The sequence below is a fragment of the Exilispira thermophila genome, assembly GCF_055389015.1.
This window is the reverse complement of the sequence record NZ_AP042476.1, coordinates 1,673,004-1,692,129: the sequence shown is the minus strand read 5'-3', so window position 1 is coordinate 1,692,129 and position 19,126 is coordinate 1,673,004. Positions and strand designations below refer to the sequence as shown.

At 22.0% G+C, this 19,126-nt stretch carries 14 protein-coding genes and 1 tRNA gene; 11 read left to right on the top strand and 4 right to left on the bottom strand.

Annotation, left to right across the window (positions count from 1 at the left end; genetic code table 11):
* Nucleotides 1-199 precede the first annotated feature (199 nt).
* On the top strand, nucleotides 200-1,753 hold the full coding sequence (locus ACZ5EC_RS07130; RefSeq protein WP_464301794.1) for a glycoside hydrolase family 1 protein: 1,554 nt from the start codon (nucleotides 200-202) through the stop codon (nucleotides 1,751-1,753).
* A 52-nt stretch (nucleotides 1,754-1,805) separates the two neighbouring features.
* On the opposite strand, the gene ACZ5EC_RS07125 is transcribed toward ACZ5EC_RS07130, so the two are convergent.
* The gene (locus tag ACZ5EC_RS07125) at nucleotides 1,806-3,941 is read right to left on the bottom strand and encodes a glycoside hydrolase family 36 protein (protein ID WP_464301793.1); all 2,136 of its coding nucleotides are present in this window, start codon (nucleotides 3,939-3,941) and stop codon (nucleotides 1,806-1,808) included.
* 138 nt (nucleotides 3,942-4,079) lie between these two features.
* Here ACZ5EC_RS07125 and ACZ5EC_RS07120 point away from each other — a divergent pair, with 138 nt between their 5' ends.
* From ACZ5EC_RS07120 to ACZ5EC_RS07100, 5 genes are all read left to right on the top strand, one after another.
* Nucleotides 4,080-4,853 carry an ABC transporter ATP-binding protein gene (locus ACZ5EC_RS07120; protein ID WP_464301792.1) on the top strand — a complete coding sequence of 258 codons (774 nt, stop codon included), beginning with the start codon at nucleotides 4,080-4,082 and terminating at the stop codon, nucleotides 4,851-4,853.
* 48 nt (nucleotides 4,854-4,901) lie between these two features.
* The gene (locus tag ACZ5EC_RS07115; RefSeq protein ID WP_464301791.1) at nucleotides 4,902-5,066 is read left to right on the top strand and encodes a bifunctional adenosylcobinamide kinase/adenosylcobinamide-phosphate guanylyltransferase; all 165 of its coding nucleotides are present in this window, start codon (nucleotides 4,902-4,904) and stop codon (nucleotides 5,064-5,066) included.
* 86 nt (nucleotides 5,067-5,152) lie between these two features.
* On the top strand, nucleotides 5,153-5,626 hold the full coding sequence (locus ACZ5EC_RS07110; RefSeq protein WP_464301790.1) for a hypothetical protein: 474 nt from the start codon (nucleotides 5,153-5,155) through the stop codon (nucleotides 5,624-5,626).
* Between the two features lie 292 nt (nucleotides 5,627-5,918).
* Complete coding sequence (metG, locus tag ACZ5EC_RS07105) at nucleotides 5,919-7,988, top strand: methionine--tRNA ligase (RefSeq protein WP_464301789.1); 2,070 nt, start codon at nucleotides 5,919-5,921, stop codon at nucleotides 7,986-7,988.
* 132 nt (nucleotides 7,989-8,120) lie between these two features.
* A complete protein-coding gene (locus tag ACZ5EC_RS07100) occupies nucleotides 8,121-9,566 on the top strand; it encodes a hypothetical protein (protein ID WP_464301788.1) in 1,446 nt (481 codons plus the stop codon).
* Between the two features lie 253 nt (nucleotides 9,567-9,819).
* On the opposite strand, the gene ACZ5EC_RS07095 is transcribed toward ACZ5EC_RS07100, so the two are convergent.
* Nucleotides 9,820-9,904 (bottom strand) — tRNA-Leu (locus tag ACZ5EC_RS07095).
* Nucleotides 9,905-10,125: 221 nt separating this feature from the next.
* Here ACZ5EC_RS07095 and ACZ5EC_RS07090 point away from each other — a divergent pair.
* Together ACZ5EC_RS07090 and ACZ5EC_RS07085 are read left to right on the top strand one after the other, a co-directional pair.
* Nucleotides 10,126-11,415, top strand: coding sequence for a hypothetical protein (locus ACZ5EC_RS07090; RefSeq protein ID WP_464301787.1), 1,290 nt, complete (start codon nucleotides 10,126-10,128; stop codon nucleotides 11,413-11,415).
* 27 nt (nucleotides 11,416-11,442) lie between these two features.
* Nucleotides 11,443-13,896: a hypothetical protein gene (locus ACZ5EC_RS07085; protein ID WP_464301786.1), complete on the top strand. Its 2,454-nt coding sequence runs from the start codon at nucleotides 11,443-11,445 to the stop codon at nucleotides 13,894-13,896.
* Between the two features lie 11 nt (nucleotides 13,897-13,907).
* On the opposite strand, the gene ACZ5EC_RS07080 is transcribed toward ACZ5EC_RS07085, so the two are convergent.
* A complete protein-coding gene (locus ACZ5EC_RS07080) occupies nucleotides 13,908-14,600 on the bottom strand; it encodes an SPOR domain-containing protein (protein WP_464301785.1) in 693 nt (230 codons plus the stop codon).
* 6 nt (nucleotides 14,601-14,606) lie between these two features.
* The gene (locus ACZ5EC_RS07075) at nucleotides 14,607-16,445 is read right to left on the bottom strand and encodes a methyl-accepting chemotaxis protein (protein WP_464301784.1); all 1,839 of its coding nucleotides are present in this window, start codon (nucleotides 16,443-16,445) and stop codon (nucleotides 14,607-14,609) included.
* 157 nt (nucleotides 16,446-16,602) lie between these two features.
* Here ACZ5EC_RS07075 and ord point away from each other — a divergent pair, with 157 nt between their 5' ends.
* The 3 genes from ord to ACZ5EC_RS07060 all read left to right on the top strand — a co-directional run bounded on the left by ord (nucleotide 16,603) and on the right by ACZ5EC_RS07060 (nucleotide 18,974).
* Complete coding sequence (ord, locus tag ACZ5EC_RS07070; protein ID WP_464301783.1) at nucleotides 16,603-17,646, top strand: 2,4-diaminopentanoate dehydrogenase; 1,044 nt, start codon at nucleotides 16,603-16,605, stop codon at nucleotides 17,644-17,646.
* Nucleotides 17,647-17,752: 106 nt separating this feature from the next.
* Complete coding sequence (rimI, locus tag ACZ5EC_RS07065) at nucleotides 17,753-18,235, top strand: ribosomal protein S18-alanine N-acetyltransferase (protein ID WP_464301782.1); 483 nt, start codon at nucleotides 17,753-17,755, stop codon at nucleotides 18,233-18,235.
* Between the two features lie 61 nt (nucleotides 18,236-18,296).
* Entirely contained in the window at nucleotides 18,297-18,974 is a 678-nt protein-coding gene (locus ACZ5EC_RS07060; protein WP_464301781.1) for a hypothetical protein, read from the top strand.
* Nucleotides 18,975-19,126 lie beyond the last annotated feature (152 nt).

The window sequence follows — 19,126 nt, the reverse complement described above, 5'->3', positions numbered from 1 at the left end:
TTAAATAGTCTCAAATAAAAATTGTCATAAGAATAAAAAATAAATCATTTTCATGATATAAATAAAAGTGTGTAAAAGAGCAAATAAGGTTAAAAGATAAAAGTAAATATAAATTGAATTAATTAAGAAATATTTTACATTATAGAAAAGTAAAATACACATAATATTATTATAATATTATTATACTGGAGTTAGGAATATGAAGTGGATTAAATTTCCTGAAAACTTTTACTGGGGTACTGCTACTGCGTCATATCAAATTGAAGGAGCATATAATGAAGATGGCAAAGGGTTATCAGTATGGGATAAATTTGTATTGCAAAAAGGTAAAATAAAAGATGGTACCACAGGGCAAATTGTATGTGATCATTATCATAGGTTTAAAGATGATATCAAGTTAATGGGGCAATTGAAATATAAAGCCTATAGATTTTCAATATCCTGGCCAAGAATTTTTCCAGAAGGAAAGGGAAATGTTAACAAAAAAGGGTTAGATTTTTATGATAAGCTTGTGGATGAACTTTTAAAGTATGATATTAAACCTTTTATAACCTTATATCACTGGGATTTACCATGGGAACTTGAAAAAATAGGTGGTTTTCTGAACAGAGATATTACTGATTATTTTGCTGATTATGTTGAAGTTGTTGTAAAAAGACTACAAGACAGAGTTAAATATTTTATTACTTTAAATGAACCGTTTTCAGTTGTTATTGAGGGATACTTTTTAGGAGAACATGCACCCGGATACAGGAGTTTAAAAAAAACTTTAATTGCTACTCATAATTTTAATTTAGCTCATGGAAAAGCAGTTAAAAGAATTAAAGAGATTAATAGCGATTTAAATGTTGGAATAACAAATGTTATTATTCCTATTGTACCTTTAAATAAACAAAAAGATTTAAAAGCTAAACAAAAATTAAATAATTTTTTCCATGGGATGTTTTTACAACCTCAATTGTCAGGTGTTTATCCTTCAAATATTGATAAACTTTTGTCTCTTTTTTATAAAAATTATAGAAAACATAAAAATGATGATTTATCTATTATAAATCAAAAAATTGATTTTATAGGTATGAACAATTACAATAGGATTTTTGTAAAAAAATCTTTTAATCCAATATTGCCTTTCAAACCAGTAGATCCTCAAATAATTTATAAAAGACTATTTAAAGAAATTAATAATTTAGATTCTGATTTTCAGATTCAAGCTACAACTAAGAAATTAATAAATAAATTAAATTATGATGAAGAAATTATAAAAGAAATAGTTTTAAGAATCTATGAGTTATATAAAGAATTAGGCTCTTTCCCTACATTTAATGATATTAAAAAGAAATATTTTACTGATATGAATTGGGAAATCTATCCAGAAAGTTTGTATGAAAGTATTAAAATTGTATCAGATTATATGAAGAATTCTCCTAATCCATGGGTTAAAAAATTACCAATTTTTATTACAGAAAATGGAGCTGCATTTAAAGATAAAGTTATTGATAATGAGGTTAATGATAATCAAAGGGTTGAAGTATTAAAAGATTTTATTTATAATGTTAAGAGAGCAATTGAGGAAGGGATAAATATTAAAGGGTATTTTGTCTGGTCATTTATGGATAATTTTGAATGGGCTGAAGGTCTTTCTAAAAGATTTGGTTTAATATATGTGGATTATGAAACTTTAAAAAGAATTGTTAAAAAAAGTGGTTATTTTTATTCAAAAGTTTCAAAAGAAAATGGGTTTATAAAAGAATAAATTGAAATTAATTGTATTTTCTTGATTAAAGGTTGAAACAGATAAATATTTATTAATGATTATCTAAATACAAATTTATATCATGTTTTTTTAAATCAATTTTTCCCTTTATATAATAATTATTATCATAAATTAAATAATTGTCTTTTTTAAATTTTAATATACCAAATTCCATTGGAAAATTGTTAGATAAATAAAAATTATAAAGATCAGTAAAAAACAAATCTAATTCTTTTAATAAAAATCTATTTTTATTTTCAAAAAGGTCATCAGAAAACATCATTACATTTGAAGTTAAAAAATTTGTTAAAAATATAAGTCTTTTTTCTTTGTATGTTAATTTAATATTTTTATCTCTTAAAAAAAAGACATCTGGATCATTTAAAAATATAGTATTATTTAAAAAGGATAATTCTATTGTATTAATTATGTTATTGTAAGTTGAAGGCCTTCCTGAATAATTAATAAATTTTGTAAGTGTGTCTTCCCATATCTCTTTTGTATCAGCACCAATTCTCATATAATCAAAATATTTAAAAGAATTTTCAAAAGGGGCTCCACAACCAAGTAGTATGATATTTTTATTATATTTATTCTTTTTAAAAGAGGTTATAATATCCATTATTTTATTATAATTTTCATATGCACTACTTTTTTTATAAAAGTTTCCCGAAAATAAACCTGTATATAAAAAATCAAGTTTTAAAAATTGAAAACCCCATTTATTTACAATTTTGTCAAATAAATTAGTAATAAAATTAACTACATCTGGATGGGAAAGGTCAAGGCAATAAAAATCACCATTCCAATTAGGATTATATCCTGCAATAATAGGTTTTTTATTTTTATCCTTTAATATCCAATCAAAATTATTTTTAAAGATCTTACTCTTTTTAGTTACTAAAAAAGGAGCTATCCATAATCCTGGAATAAATCCAGCTTTATAAATTTTATCAGCAATATTATCCATTGTTATTGAAAATTTATTTTTATTAATTTCCCAGTCACCAATTACTTTTTCCCACCCATCATCAATTTGAAAAACAAAGTTATTCTCTAAAATACTCTTTAAAACTTTTATTGTAACAGGATTTAGTGATATTTTATTGGATGTGTTGTTTTTAATAGATGTAGTGTTTTTATTAATAGAATTTAAAAAAATGTTTTTATTACTCTTTTTTTTATTTAACGAATTAGAATTTTTATCTATATCAGAAAAATTAGTTATTTCCCTTATGTTTTTGTCAATTAACTGATTTTTAATTTTATAGAGGGATTCAAGATTTTTAAATATAATTTCCTGATTAATATTTGTATAATGGCAATACCAGGATTCCCATCCCCATAATTTTGATTTAACAATTTCTATAAATTGATTTTGGTTTTGATTTTCATTGTTTGTTATATTATTTTTTTTTATATTATTTTCTTTGTTTATTTCAATATTGTTATTTATATAATTTTCTCTGTTTTTATTATTGTTTATATTTATAAGGTTTTCTTTTTTAAAAATGGTATTAAGTTTTAACTTAAGATCAAAAAAATCTTTTGCATAAAACACAAATAGTTCTGAAATGGACTCATTATTATTAAAATCTTTATCATCATAATATAATTCAATAGTTAAATTAAGGTTTTTTTGATTTAAATAGAAAGTAACAGGTGATGTATTGTGATTTTTTGAGATAATAAAAATGTATCCTAAAAATGTTTGAGGAATTTTTATTTTATTCAATTCATTTAAGGGTTTATTTTTAAAGTAAATGAAAAAATGGGAAATAATATGGTTATTAAAAAACTTTTTCTCTGTTTTATCTCTGATTATATAAGGATTCAATTTGTTAAAAAGTGATTTGTAATTTATTTTATCTTTAACATTTAATTCTGTGCTTAATGTCCAGGATTGAAATCCATTTGAAAAAACCTGTAAATTCTTGTAATTTTTTGATGTTATTGTCCTATTTAATTGAGAAATTTGAGATAAATTTAGATAATCTAAAAAATCAGGATCAATTTCTTTAAAAAAATCTATAAGGTTAATGTTTTCCATTATCAAATTGTAATTATCAAAACTATGACCTTTTTGATCAAGTATTATGTTAGAAGTATTATTTATTGTATATTTTAATTTATAAAATAAATTATCAATCTTTTTTACACTTCTATAGATTTTATCCTTATAATTCATATACTGATTCCTTTTAATAATTATTGAAATTGTTTTTATTTAAATAATGTTATTTTTTTTAATCTAAAAGTCAATAAACTATATTTTTTATTTGAATTTTATATTATTGTATTAAACTTTTTATACAGGAAAAATAATATGGATGATTATATAATTGAGATTAAAAATTTAGATTTTTCATACAAAGGATTTATTCCTCTTTTTGCAGGTTTTTCGGTGAATTTTAAAAAAGGTGATTTTGTTTCAATTTTAGGACCAAATGGTTCAGGTAAAACCTCTTTAATGTATCTTATAAATGGGACACTATTGCCTGATAATGGTAAAATTTTAATAAATGGGAAAAATATAAAAAAGATTAAGAGAATTAATCTTGCAAAAATAATCTCTTTTTTACCCCAATTTTTACCAGATACAATACCATTTACAGTTTTCGAGATTGTATTAATGGGAAGGTTTCCTCATAAGAAAGTTTTTGAATCTTATACTGAAAAAGATATAGAGATTGTAAATAAATATATTGAATTTTTAGACCTTGTGGAACTTAAGGATAAATATTTTTCAAATCTGTCAGGTGGAGAAAAGAGAAGGGTTATGCTTGCTCAAAGTTTAGTTCAGGAAACTGAAGTTATATTTTTAGATGAGCCGGATTCATTTCTTGATATTAATCATAAAATTGAAGTCTATTCTTTTTTAGAAAAATTAAATAAAGAGTTAGGGAAAACAATTATAGTTATTTCACACGATCTCAATCTTGCCTTAAAATACTCAAAAAAAATATTAATTCTTAATAAAGGTAAGCTTGTTTTGTACGGTCCTACTGTTAGTTCAATCAAAAAAGAGATAATTGATTCAATTTTTAATACTGATATTAAAATTCTAAATATTGATGGAAATCCAGTGATTGTATATTAAATAAAATTATTTTTTGACAAAATAAACTTTTCATATATTAATTTTCCTATGATTATTTTTATATTAGGTGGTCTTAAATCAGGTAAAACCTCTTTCGCTTTAAATTATTCAAGAGAAGATTATTTTCTTCCAGGCGTATATATTGCTACTGCTCAACCATTTGATGAAGAAATGGAAATAAAAATAAAAAATCATCACGAAGAACGGAAATAAGATTTTATATGCTATGTTCTTTATCACTTGAAAAATAAGAAAACAGTGTTAAGTTTTTACATATTTTAAAGTTGAGGTATAAAAAAATGAAAAATAAAAAAATAATTTCTATTTTTATATTGATAATTTTAATGATTTTTTTTGTCACATTTTTTTCCTGTATTACTTCTATTGAGAAGCTTAATGAAAAAACAGATTCATTTAATGGAAAAGTTTTAAGAATAAAAGGGACTGTTAAAAGGATTTATTTTTTTAAAGATACAAAATATTATTTATATGAAATAGATAATGAAAATTTTAAAGCTTACCTTTTAGCTACAAAAAGTTTAAAAAGATTTCAAAAATTAGATTTTAATGGGAAAGTTTATTATTTGCCAGAAACTATAGATAATGATTTTGAAAAAAAGATAAAAAATGAAATTGATACTTACCTTGTAAAGATGACAACAATAGAGGAAAAAGTAGTTTTTTTACATTCTTTAAAAATTATTGATTTATTAAAAAAACTGTCTAAAGAAAACAAAGGAATTGTTTTAATACTTGCTTATAATTTTAATTAGGTGCAAATATAAATTAATAACTCTATTTTAAAAAAGAATTAACAAAATAAAATTTTTGTAAAAGAAATAAAATTAAAAACGATATAAATAACTAAATAAAATTATAAATAAAATCAAATAATAATAAACTAAAATAAATAATAAAAAAATTAATACTGAAAAATTAAAATTAAAAAAAAATTAATAAAAAATAATAAATAAAAAAGTTAAAGTTAAAGAATTAATAATAATAAAGTTAACTAAATATAAAAATACAAAGTTTATAATTTTATTATTAAGGTAGGAGATAAAAATGAAAAAAGTTATAACTTCAGCTTTAATATATGCAAATGGACCGGTTCATATTGGACATTTAGTTGAATATATTCAAACAGATGTTTATTCAAGGTATTGTAAGTTATCTGGTGAAAATGCTATATATGTTTGTGCAGATGACACTCATGGTGCACCAATTGAAATTAATGCATCTAAGTTAGGTATTACTCCAGAACAATTGATTGAAAAAGCTCATAAAGAACATGTAAGGGATTTTAATGCTTTTCATATAAAATTTGATAAGTACTATACGACAAATTCTCCTGAAAATAGAGAAATTGTTGAGATGATTTATAATAAACTATTTGAAAAAGGGTATATTTATACAAAAGAGATTGAAATTACATATTGTGAGCATTGCAAAAGGTTTTTACCAGATAGATATGTTAAAGGTACATGTCCAAAATGTGGTGCAGAAGACCAATATGGTGATCAATGTGAAAAATGTAATGCTACCTACCAACCAACTGACTTGATTAACCCTTATTGTGCTATATGTGGTAATACTCCAACTGTTAGAAAAACCACACAATATTTTTTTAAATTAAGCGAGTTTTCTGATAAATTAAAAGACTATGTAGAAACTTCTAAATTTCAACCTGAGATTAAAAAATATTTAATTAACTGGATCAAAGAAGGTTTAAAAGATTGGGAAATAAGCAGAGACAAACCATATTTTGGATTTAAAATACCTGGGACCGATGATAAATATTTCTATGTATGGTTTGATGCACCTGTTGGGTATATTGGAACTACAAAAAAATATTGTGATGAAAATAACCTTGATTGGAAAGAATATTGGATTAACAAAGAATCTAAAATAGTTCATGTTATTGGAAAAGATATAATTTATTTCCATTTTCTCTTCTGGCCAGCAATGTTAATGGGTGCTGACATCCATTTACCAGATCACATTCAGGTTCATGGATTCTTAAATGTTAATGGAGAAAAGATGAGTAAATCAAGAGGAACCTTTTTAACAGCAAAAGATTTTCTTGATATTGGTGGAGACCCTGAATATCTGAGGTTTTTTTATACTTATTCATTGTCTGATAGTGTTACTGATTTTAATTTCTCTGAAGAAGATTATAAAAGTATAATAAATAGTTCTTTAGTTGGTAAATTTGGCAATCTTGTATATAGGGCTGCTACTTTTTTAAATAAGAATTTTGAAAAGAAAACTGGAAATGAATTTGATGAGGATTTAATTAATAAAATAGATGAAATTTTACACCCTTTTATTGAATTGATGAAGAAATTTAAATTTAGAAAAGCAATAGAACTATTTTTTAAAGCTTCAGATTTAGCTAATAAATATTTTCAAGATAATGCTCCATGGGAATTGCTTAAAACTGATAAACAAAAAGCTTTAAAAGTATTGACAACAACATTAATTATTATTAATAAATTAAACATCTTAATTTCACCAGTTATTCCATTATATAGTAAAAGAATAGCAAAAATGCTTAATTTATCTTTAGAGATAGCAGATTATGACAAAATTCTTTTAGAACATGTAATTAATAAACCCAAAATTGTTTTTTCAAAAGTTGATGATGATTTTACTATTGTAAAAATACCTGAAGTTGCCAAACTTGACCTCAGAGTTGGTAAAATTATAGAAATTAAACCTCATCCTGATGCTGATAGATTATATCTATTAAAAGTTGATCTTAAAGATGAAATAAGGGAATTAGTTGCAGGATTAAGGGCACATTATAGGGAAGATGAATTAATAAATAAGAAAATAATTTTACTTTGCAATTTAAAAAAAGCTAAAATTCGAGGGTTTGAGTCAAATGGGATGTTGTTAGCTGCTTCAGATGATAATGATGTAGGCGTATTAACAACAGATAAGGAAATTGGCTCAAGAGTATATTTTGAAGGTATAGATCCTGTAGATAAATTTGAAACTTTAACTATTAAAGAATTTTCAAAAATTAAAATTACCTCAATTGGCAATAAGGTTATGTATGAAAATAGTATTATGCTGGTTGATGGTCAACCAGTTATTGCCGATAAATTAATAAAGGGTGATATTCATTAATTTATAAATTAGTATTTTTTTGGGTATTATTTTATTGATTTACAATTGAATATAAATTAGAAAAGAAAAATTAAAAAGATAACCTGGTTGTATTATTAAAATAATTATTTTGCTTTTATAATGTGGAAATCTATGTGTAAAAAAAAATTTTCTCTTATTAAATATTCTTTTTTTAAAAAAAAATATTTTTTCAATTTATTATTATTTATGTTTTCTTTTAATTTAATTTTATTTTCTATTAATGTAAAAGCAGAATCAAGTTTTGATGTTCAAAATCATGATGATGATATTTTCTGGAATATTTTCTATCTTGTTTTTTCACAGAATCCGATTTTAACATTAGATAATGCTTTAGCAGAATATAAAAATGAAAATTCAAATTTCGTTATCCCTATTATTGTAAAAAAATATAAGAATATACTGGAAAAAATTGCTTTTTATGATGAGGGTGAAATATATAATTATCTTTATTCGTATACTTCAAATAAAGATGAGTTATTAAAATCTTATGTGGAAAGTTTAAAAGAATTATATTTAAAAAAACAATCTGAGTTAAAACAATTTAGTGATTTTGTTAGTAAAAATTATAACAAAAAGGTTTATGTTTTTTACTCATTATTTAAGATTAATAATAAAGATACTGAGTTTCATTTTTCAAATTTTTATTTTTTTTCAAATAATACTGATTTAAAATATATTTTTTATAGAATTAATAAGTATGTTATTGAGGATTATCTTAAAAAGTTTTCTATTTTACCAAGGTTAATTATTTTAACAAAGCAGGATAGAGAATATTTTCAACAAATGTTTTTATTTCAATATCAGAGAGAACGATTTGAAGAAACAATAAAAAATTATCTTTCTGATTTATTAATAAGCAAAATGGAATTTATAAAATTTAAAAATTATTCCTATTTAAATGATATTGAAAATAGACTTTATTTTATAAAATTTACATCTTTCAATGAAATCTTTAAAAAATGGGATTCTTTAATTAATAGCAAAGATTCTATCCCTTATCCACGAATTTTTGGAAATGAAGTTATTAAATTAATAAAAGATAGAAAATTAAAAGAGGGAAACTTATCTGATTTTATACAAATAGGTCTTGATAATGTTACTGGTGTTATATATTTTCCACAATTTTATGAGAATAAGAAAAAAGATAGAAAATTAAAAATACTATTAAAAGATTATTTGCAAAATTTATATCATATTAAAGTAATAGATTATAAAGATTATAATGTAAATCGTTCAAAGTACTTTAATAAAAAGATTTTAAAAATTTATTTTGGTAATAGTAAAAACAACCAATTTATAAAATATGATTTTAATTCAGAAGGGGATAAAAATAAATTCAATTTTGAAATATATTCTGCCAATAATAAAGAGGGGGGGATATTTTTTAATTTTAACAATATGATGTCTGTTATATTTTTGAATTATTCTGATAATTCTTTATATTTAAGAATGTTTAAAGATTTTAAAAACATAGATAAACCATATTTTGTATATAAGAGAAATTTTTTTAAATTAATTATTGATAAAATAGTTTATTTTTTTAATATGCTATTTTGAATTTTAAAAAAATTGGATAGTTTAAGTTATTTTTTTATATGATATTTTAAATATTGAAATTATTGAATAATATATGATTATTAATTATGTAAAAAAATATTTAAGCTAGAATATATTTAAATTAAAATTGGATTTTCTAAATAAAAATAAGTAAAATGAAAAGAAAAAAATAAAAAGAAATAAAACAAAAGAAATAAAACAAAAAAAATAAAATAAAAAAATAAAATATAATAAGGATTTAAAAATTGAAAAATGCCGGAAGTCGGACTCGAACCGACACAGGATTAACTCCCGCTGGATTTTGAGTCCAGTGCGTCTACCAATTCCGCCATTCCGGCACAAGTAAAAAATTATAGAAAAAAAAATATTTGTCAATATTTTATGTTGTATTAATTTTTATTATTGGAACATTTTAAAATTTTAGATTTGTATATTTTTATAAGAATTTAGAATAAAATATTTTAAAATAAAAAGTAATATAAACAAAAAGTTAATATAAAAAAAAGAAAATAAGGAAAAATTTAAAAAAATAAATTAATAAAGATTTGGTGAAAAATAAATGAAAATTAAAACTTCTATATATATTTTATTTATTATTATTCTAATAATATCGATTCCTTTATTAACTTTTGCTGATAATATAAATAAGGGGCAAATTTCCGCAGGGTATTCATATATTGATCTTGATAATGAACATCTTAATTTTCTCCCTTTTTTAAATATTTTCTGGAATTATAAAAACAATAATTTTGAAGTTTATACTTCTAATGAAGGGTATTACCTTTTAAATTCAATATTTAATGAAAAATTAAATTTTAATTTGAATTTTTATCTTAATGATATCAACAAATTATTTATTAATTTTAATTATGAAAATTATAATTTACCACAACTTGATTCTTTATCTGATTCTTACAATCAATTTTTGCTAAGTTTTGGCTATTCAAACTTTGATAAAAATATAATTACAATAAAAAATGAAACAAAATATCTTTTGAATATAAATACTCAGGATGAAATTTATAATACATTATATTTTGATTATATTGTACCAGCTATTAATGCAAACTATTATAGCCACTTAAAACTTAATTATGAATCTGATTCTAATTTTACTAATATCTATACAAATATATTTTTTGATTTAAACGGGTTATTTTTTGTTAAAAATAATCAAATATTTAATCTTGGATTAAAGGGTAATGGTGGATATTCTTTTGGAAAAAATCAAGGTAATTATTTTGATGTAGATTATTATAATAAAATTTCAGCTATATTAAATTCAGTTTTTTCATATTCAACAGAATTTAATTTCAGGTATAAATACTATATTAATATTGTTGACCCAGCTACTGAAATTAATGTTTATTCTTTTTCAGAAAAATTTTCAATTTTTTATTCTCTTGATAATTTTGATTTTAATATTTCAAATAAGTTTAATTTTTACTTTTTTCCGGATTCGACAACATCAAATTATTTAGAGTATATTTTGTATGTAAAAATAATTTCTGTTTTATCAGAAAATTTTATACTTAATGGGGAATCTTCTGCAGATTATAGTTTGTATTATTTAAATTCTTTAAACAATTCTTTTTTAATAAATATTAATTTAGGAATTTTGTTTGATAATAAGAAAAATGTTTCTATTGAATTCAATAATAAATTTGATATGAATTTTGAAAATAATAATAATTTTACTACAAATGAAACCGGTTTTAGTGTTAATTATAAGGTTTTTAAGAACTTTTATGCAATTGGAAATTTGAATTATAAAATAACTTACAATAGTAGTACAAAGAGTGGACAACAGTATTTTTATATTTTTATTGGTATGAAATATAGTTTTTAAATAATTTAATTTTAAGGAAAAGCTTTTGTGAAAAGATTTAAGATAGTGATTATATTGGTATCATTTTTACTGTTATTTTTTATCTATAGCTTGTTATGTTTTTCTGAACCATTGTATGTTTCGAATTTTACTTCAGATTTCTCTTTAATATATGAAAATTTTACATCTGGTATTCCTGTATATAAATATTATGAAGTACAGATTAATTCAACAATACAAACAAAAAATGGTTATTTAGAGTTATTAAATGATAATATAATTGCTAAGTTAGCACCAAATTCAAAGGTATTTGTTGATATTAATAAAGATACGATTACCCCTTTAAATGGGGAGTCTTACTTAATAATAAATGGGATATATAATGTAAAGATGTTTGATAAAGTTGCTATTTTTTATAAAGGAGAGTACTTCATAAAGGTAACAAAAAATTCATTCTTAATTTTTTCAAATTCTGGAAAAGTAGAATATAAAGGTGAAACATTCGAATTTTCAGATAACAAAAGTGAAATAGTTTTACTTAAAGATAAGTACACAATAAAAAAGAATAGATATTATAATAAAAAATTAGCAGAATTTTCAACAGACTTAATTTTAAATAGTTTAAATGTTTATGAATCTTACCTGGATTATTATACCAATATAATATTATATTTGCTTGATGAAAATAATAATTATATAAATGATGTTGATAATATTGATAATGAGTATAAAGAATTTCAAAAACTCAAAAGTAATTTTTTACAGAATATAGCAAAAAATAAAAATCTTTCTAATATATTAATAGATGATTACTTTAAATTAAATAATTTTTTAGATCTCAAAATTCTAAATTATACAGGAATTATAAATAATTTTCTCAATTTTTATTATCTTTCTCAAAATTATATTAACTATTTTTATATATTAAAAAAGCAGTTACTATTTATAAAATTAAGAGAAACTCATGATCCTTTATGGAATTCAGAAATTAAAGCACAATTTTATCTTGTATGGAATAAATTTAAAAATTTTGAGGAAAATATTTACCTTTTTAAATCAGCGATAAATGGAAATCTTGAAAATATATTTAAACATGATTCTAAAATAGTATATTATCTTGATTTTTATAATAAACAAAAAAATGAATTAGCAAATAGATATTTAGATTATATTGATTCACTTAAAATTAAAGAAAATAAAGAAGTTTATAAAAATCTTATAAGGATTTTTATAAAATTTTCATATGACAATATAATTATTAATTCTAATATAAACAAGATTTTTATTAGTAATGATTATCTTAAGAATTTTAAAACACTTCTTGAAGATAATTTTGTCTCTGAATTAAGTATTGATGAAATGCTATATAGGATGAATGTAGGTTATCAATATATAGAAGATAAAAAAGATATAGTTCAAAGTGAAGTTCAGATGGATAATTATTTTAAAATGTTTAATTATCTTCTTATAAATAAAAGTATAGAATTGAAAAATATTGGTCCAATAGTTTCAAAAATTAAAAAACTTTATAAAGCAATCAAATTGAATTTATTAACATATTATAAACTAATTGATGAATATGATTATAATATTCATAATTTTAAATTATTTTTAAATAGCAAACTTAAAAAAAATATGTTAGCAACATACCAGTATGAATTTAATACCTCTTTTACAAGATATTTTAAATATATTGATGATATTAATAAAAGAATTAATGAAACACAAAAAAATGATATTGTCCTTACAGAAAAGTATTATGAAATTCAAAATTTTATATTTAAGTTAATTGATCTTAAATATAATTTTTACTTAAGAAAATTTAAAAATCTTTTGTTTTTGCAAAAAGATAATTTTGAAAGAAAATATAAACAGAACCTGGCAAATCTTGATAATATCAAAAAAAAGTTTGATAAAGAAAACAAACAGCAAAGAACTCAAAATTTTGTTGATAAACTTTCAATTTCTTTAATTGCAATACAGGAAATATTAGATTCTACTAAAAACTATATAAGTTATTATAATAACTTATATTCCATTTCTAATATAAAAATTATAGGTTATAGTTTAATTAAAAATTCCAGCGATAATAATTTGAAAATATTAATAAGTGATATTGATTTAGCTGATGATTATATAAATGAATTTATTAAAGATTTAATCCTTTATAAAAAAAATGTTTCTAAACTAAATGAGATTTATTCTTTAATCTATTTAGATTATCAAACACAAAAAAGTATAGAGATAAAAAAATATAATGAAGACATTATTAAAAACCAGAGTGAAGTTAAAAAAAGTTATAAAGCTATTCTTGAAACTAACTATAAAATAAATTTGATTATAATTACCATGCAGGATTATTTAAATAATCTTAATACAAATTCTACAGGAATTTTAAAATTTAAAAATAGTTTAGAAGAATTTATAAATAATTTAAATTTGCAATTGAATAAAATTCAGCCTGCATTTTCAATAAATGATTTAATTTTAATTGAATATTAACAATTTAGAAATCATTTAGAATAAAGAAAAATTATTGGGTTATATTTTGCTAAAAGTGATTTATTATTATTGTAGAAATTAATTGCATCATCTTTAGTTTTAAATATTCCTATATTAACTCTATAATAATAAATACCATTTATTTTTCTTATAACAATAAATGAAACCATTTTTTTTAAGATAAACAGTTTTTTAAGATTAATAGCTTTTGAAAAATCCTTAAAAGAACCAACTTGAATTGTATAGTACTTATCTATCCCTTTTATAGTATTTAATGTGTTGGTATTGTTATTGAAAGTATTAGAAGAGATGTTTTTATCTTTTTTTGTTGTGATATCATTAGAATCTTGTTTAGTTTTGTCTAAAGAGTTATATTCTTTATTTTCATTATTACTATTATTATCATTGTTATTGCCAATTACAATATTATTGGAAGTATTATTTTCTCCAATTTGTGATTCATCTATAACTCCATAATTTACAATAATAGGATCCTGATTTTTAATATCATCTTTTTGAATCTCATTATCTTCTTTATTATTTTGTTTAAGCTCAATATTCTTAATATTATTATTGTTTAAAAGATCATTTTTAGTAATTTTAAAATTTTTGTTATATAAATAAAAAGCTAACAAAATTATACTAAAAATTAATAAAAATAGAATTATTCTTGTAATTTTAAAAACTTTAAAGATACTACTCATAATAAACTAACTTTTTGGGAGATATTTTGTTTTTGAGTCAATAATAAATCCATGACTTAATTTTATTAATGCATTACTTTCTTGATTTAAAATACCAGCTATAGATCTAATTTCATCTACTATTTCAATTATTTGTTGTGAAGATTCACTGATATTATCAATAGATGAAATTATTTCTTTACTTCCTTCAGTTTGTTCATTTATTGCTTGAGAAATATCTGTTAAAATTCTATTAGCAGTTAACGCAATATTTATAATAGATTTAAATGTATCAGATGAAGAGTTAACTAAAGTTAATGTTTCAGCTACAATTTCATTATTTTTACCAATTTTGTCTGCTATTTCCTTTGAAGTTTGACCTGATCTTTCAGCTAGTTTCCTAATTTCTGATGCAACTACTGCAAATCCTTTCCCTGCTTCTCCAGCTCTTGCTGCTTCAATTGAAGCGTTTAAAGCAAGTAAATTAGTTTGTTCAGTTAGTTCATTAATAAGTTCTAATGAAGAATTGATGTTTGCAGATTGTTCAACAAGAGCATTAATTTTAGAAATTATTTTATCAATTAACAATGTACCTTCTTCAGCTTTTTTAGCACTTTCAGATAATTTTTTTAAGCCTTGATCAGCATTTTCTGAAATTTGGTTGATTGATGATACAGATTCTTCTAAAATAGAAGAGATTTCTTCAATTGAAGTAGCCTGGTTATTTGTAAACTCAGACAAATCACTAACAATATTATTATTTTGATTAACTATATTTCTTAAAGTTGAAGATAAATTACTAATTTTAACTAAAACATTTATAATTGTTTCAATTAAATAGTTTACACTTTTAATTACCTGACCTAATTCTGTGTTTTCAGGAATATTAGATTTAAAGTATTTAAAATTTCCTTTTGAAAGTTTAAATAAATGATCAGAAAGTTCATGAAGTGGAATAAATACTCTTTTTAAAACAATATTTTCACTAAAAACAAATATTGTAATTATTATTAAAGAAAATATAATAAAGTTAAGTGCAAATTTTTGAAAAATTTGATTTATAGCTTTTGAGTCAATATATGATAAAAAGTATAAATTTAACTTTTCTGAAAATATTTGTTTAGGGTAAAAAGTCTTTAAAACTTCTTTCTTTCTTTTATTTAAAACTGGTAGCTTAACAATATCTTTACCCAGGAGCTCTTTATTCATCTTTTTACCAATATCTTTTTTGTTATCAGAATATAAAATAATAAGATTTTGATCATAAACAATTAATCTAAACAGGCTTGATGTAAAGATTTGTTTAACAATATTTGTAAAGCTTTTTAGATAAACATCATAACCTAAAACTCCTATTAATCTATAATCTTTATAAATAGGAGATGCTATTGTAACTGTAAGGTCACCTGTAACAGCATCAGTATAAAAATCAGTAATAATTGTTTTTCCTTCTTTTTTTGCCTGTTTGTACCATGGTCTTGTTCTTGGATCAAGATCAATTTTTAGAGGACCATCTTTTGTTGCTAAAAATAATGTTCCATCTTCATACCCAGCGTATGCTGCAGATATATCTTTAAAAGATGTACATAAGTTATAAAAATATTTTTCACTCTTTTCTTTATCAAGATTAACAATATAATCAAGTCGAGTAGATGTAATAATTTGTTGTTCTAATATTGTAAATTTTTGTTCAAGTATCCTTTTTGAGGAATCAAGAGATGCTAAAACTCTTTCTTCCATGGGTTTGAAGAAAGCTGTTTTACCAAAAGTAAAAAGAAATATATTAAAAAATACAGGTATTGATAAAATAAATATCAATGTTATTAAAAATAACCTTTTTCTTGTTCTTGAATAGATTTTAGCCATAGAAAAATATCCTTATGTATAGAGTTTTTATTAATTATCGGAAGATTTGTTTTAAATATATTAACCAACCTTTAAAAAAAAACAAATAAAAAATAAATATTGCATTTAAAATTTAAAAAATTATTTTATACATAAATCTAGTTTAGGGGGTCAAATAATGGCTGAAAACATTAATGAGAAAATTAGAGTTGTTCAATGGGGTGTTGGTGCAATGGGTTCTGGTATGATAAAAATGATGTTGCAAAAAGAAGATATTGAAGTTGTTGGTGCAATTTCAAAAAGAGCTTTCAAAGGTAATTTTTCTGATATAGGTGAATTTTTAAATATTGGAAAAGTTGGTGTACCTGTATTTGGCAGTCCAGAAGAAATTATTGATAGTGAGAAAGTTGATGTTGTTTTACATGCTACAAAATCTTTTACTAAAGAAGTTTATGAAGACTTGAAATTTTGCATCGAAAAAGGTGTCGATGTAATAACTATAGCAGAAGAGATGGCTTATCCATGGGAACAATCTCCAGAATTAGCTGAAAAATTAGATGAATTAGCAGCTGAAAATGGAGTTGTAGTTGTTGGTACAGGTATTAATCCTGGTTTTGTTTTAGATACATTAATTATCACTCTAACAGGTGCATGTGTGAAAGTTGATAGAATTGAAGCACAACGTGTAAATGATTTATCACCTTTTGGTAAGACAGTTATGGAAACTCAAGGTGTAGGAACAACAGTTGAAGAATTTAATAAAGGTTTAAAAGATGGTTCAATTGTTGGGCATATAGGTTTTCCAGAATCAATTAGTATGATTGCAGATGCATTAGGCTGGGAAATTGATAGAATTGAACAAACTAGAGAACCAATTATTTCAAATGTACATAGGGAAACTCCAGTTGTTAAAGTTGAACCAGGAATGGTTGCTGGATGTAAACATATTGGAATAGGTTATGATAAAGATGGAAACGAAAAGATTAAATTAATCCATCCACAACAGATCCATCCAGAACTTGAAAATACAGAAACTGGTGATTATATCCATATTTATGGTGATCCTGAAATTAATTTGTCAATTAAACCAGAAATTCCAGGTGGAAAAGGTACAATTGCAATGGCTGTTAATTTAATTCCACTTGTATATTATCATTCAGATGCAGGATTATTATCTATGCTTGATTTTCCAGTTCCTAGAAGCATAAAAGATAAAAAATAAACTATTATATTAAGATTAAAAAGCTACCTTGATTGCAAAGGTAGCTTTTTTTCTTTTCTTTTATTTAAAGTGTGATTAAATGTAAAAAAGTTTTTATGGATTAATTATGGTTTCAGAAGATGAGATAAAACAAATTCAACAAAAAGTTGAACTTGATATAGTTTCATTAAATGATATTGATGATATATATAAAATTGAACAGGTTTCATTCAAAAAACCCTGGAAAAAAAAGTATTTCTATTTGCTTGTCAATAGAAATGATGTGATGTTTGTTAAATTAATTTTTGAAAATAAAATTATTGGATATTTTATATTAATTTTTGAAAAAATAAATTATATAAAAAGTGCTCATTTAATAAATGTAGCAATAGGCCCGAGTTATAGAGGGCAAGGATTTGGGAAATTTTTAATTTATGCAGTAAATAAAATTGCTATAAATGAAGGTTGTAAAATAATCAGGTTAGAAGTCAGAATATCAAATAAAATAGCAATAGATCTGTATAAAAAAAGTGGTTTTGAAGTATCTAAAATTTTAGATAAATATTATAAGGATGAAGATGGTCTTTTAATGGAAAAGTATCTATATTAAATTTATACTTTGGAAAAAAGTTAGATAGTAAATTAAAATAGATTTAAGAAGAGGAGCTTTTATGAAAAAAATAGAAACTACTTTTCTTATAATTTTTATTTTATTATTGGTTTTAAGTGTTAATCAAAAAATTTTTGCTCAAAGTAGTTTTTTCCCTTCTTTACCAGTTGTTAAAACGGGTTTTGAATATGGGACAAAAACAGTTAATCTATTTGATGAAGATTTAGATACATTATTAGAATATGATTATAAAAACTTTCAAATACAGCTAATACAACAAATATTTGATAAAATTTTCTGGAATTTTAAATATAAAATTCAGGATTATCTTTTTTATGATGATTTTACAAAAAATAAAACAGTTAATTATTTTTATAACAATTTGAAATTTAAGATGTTAACTAATTTTATTTTATCAATTGAGATAAACTATAAGTTTTCAGATTTTGATATAAATTCTAAAGATTATAATTATTTTTATCCAGGTTTTTCTTTAAAATATAATTTTAAAAAATCTTCATATATGTATTTTTCTTATCATTTATATTATAGATATGGTTCTTTAGATTACTATGATTATCAAATACATAGATTTTATTTTACTTTTAAATATAGTTTAAATAAAATTAGCTTTAAACTAAATGGCTCATATAACTATCAGATTAATTTTGATAATACAATAGAAAAATATAATAAATTTTCTATAGGTGCATTTATAACTTATGATTTTAATGGTTAAAAAAATAGAAATTATTGTATTTATAAATATTTAATTAAAATAAGTTTGGGTAATGTATCTATCATTATTAAAATTTTTCGAACGATTGTTAGTTGTCAAAGACTGAATAGAATAAATATTTTTCTGTGGCAGGTGTAGTTAATAATAAAATT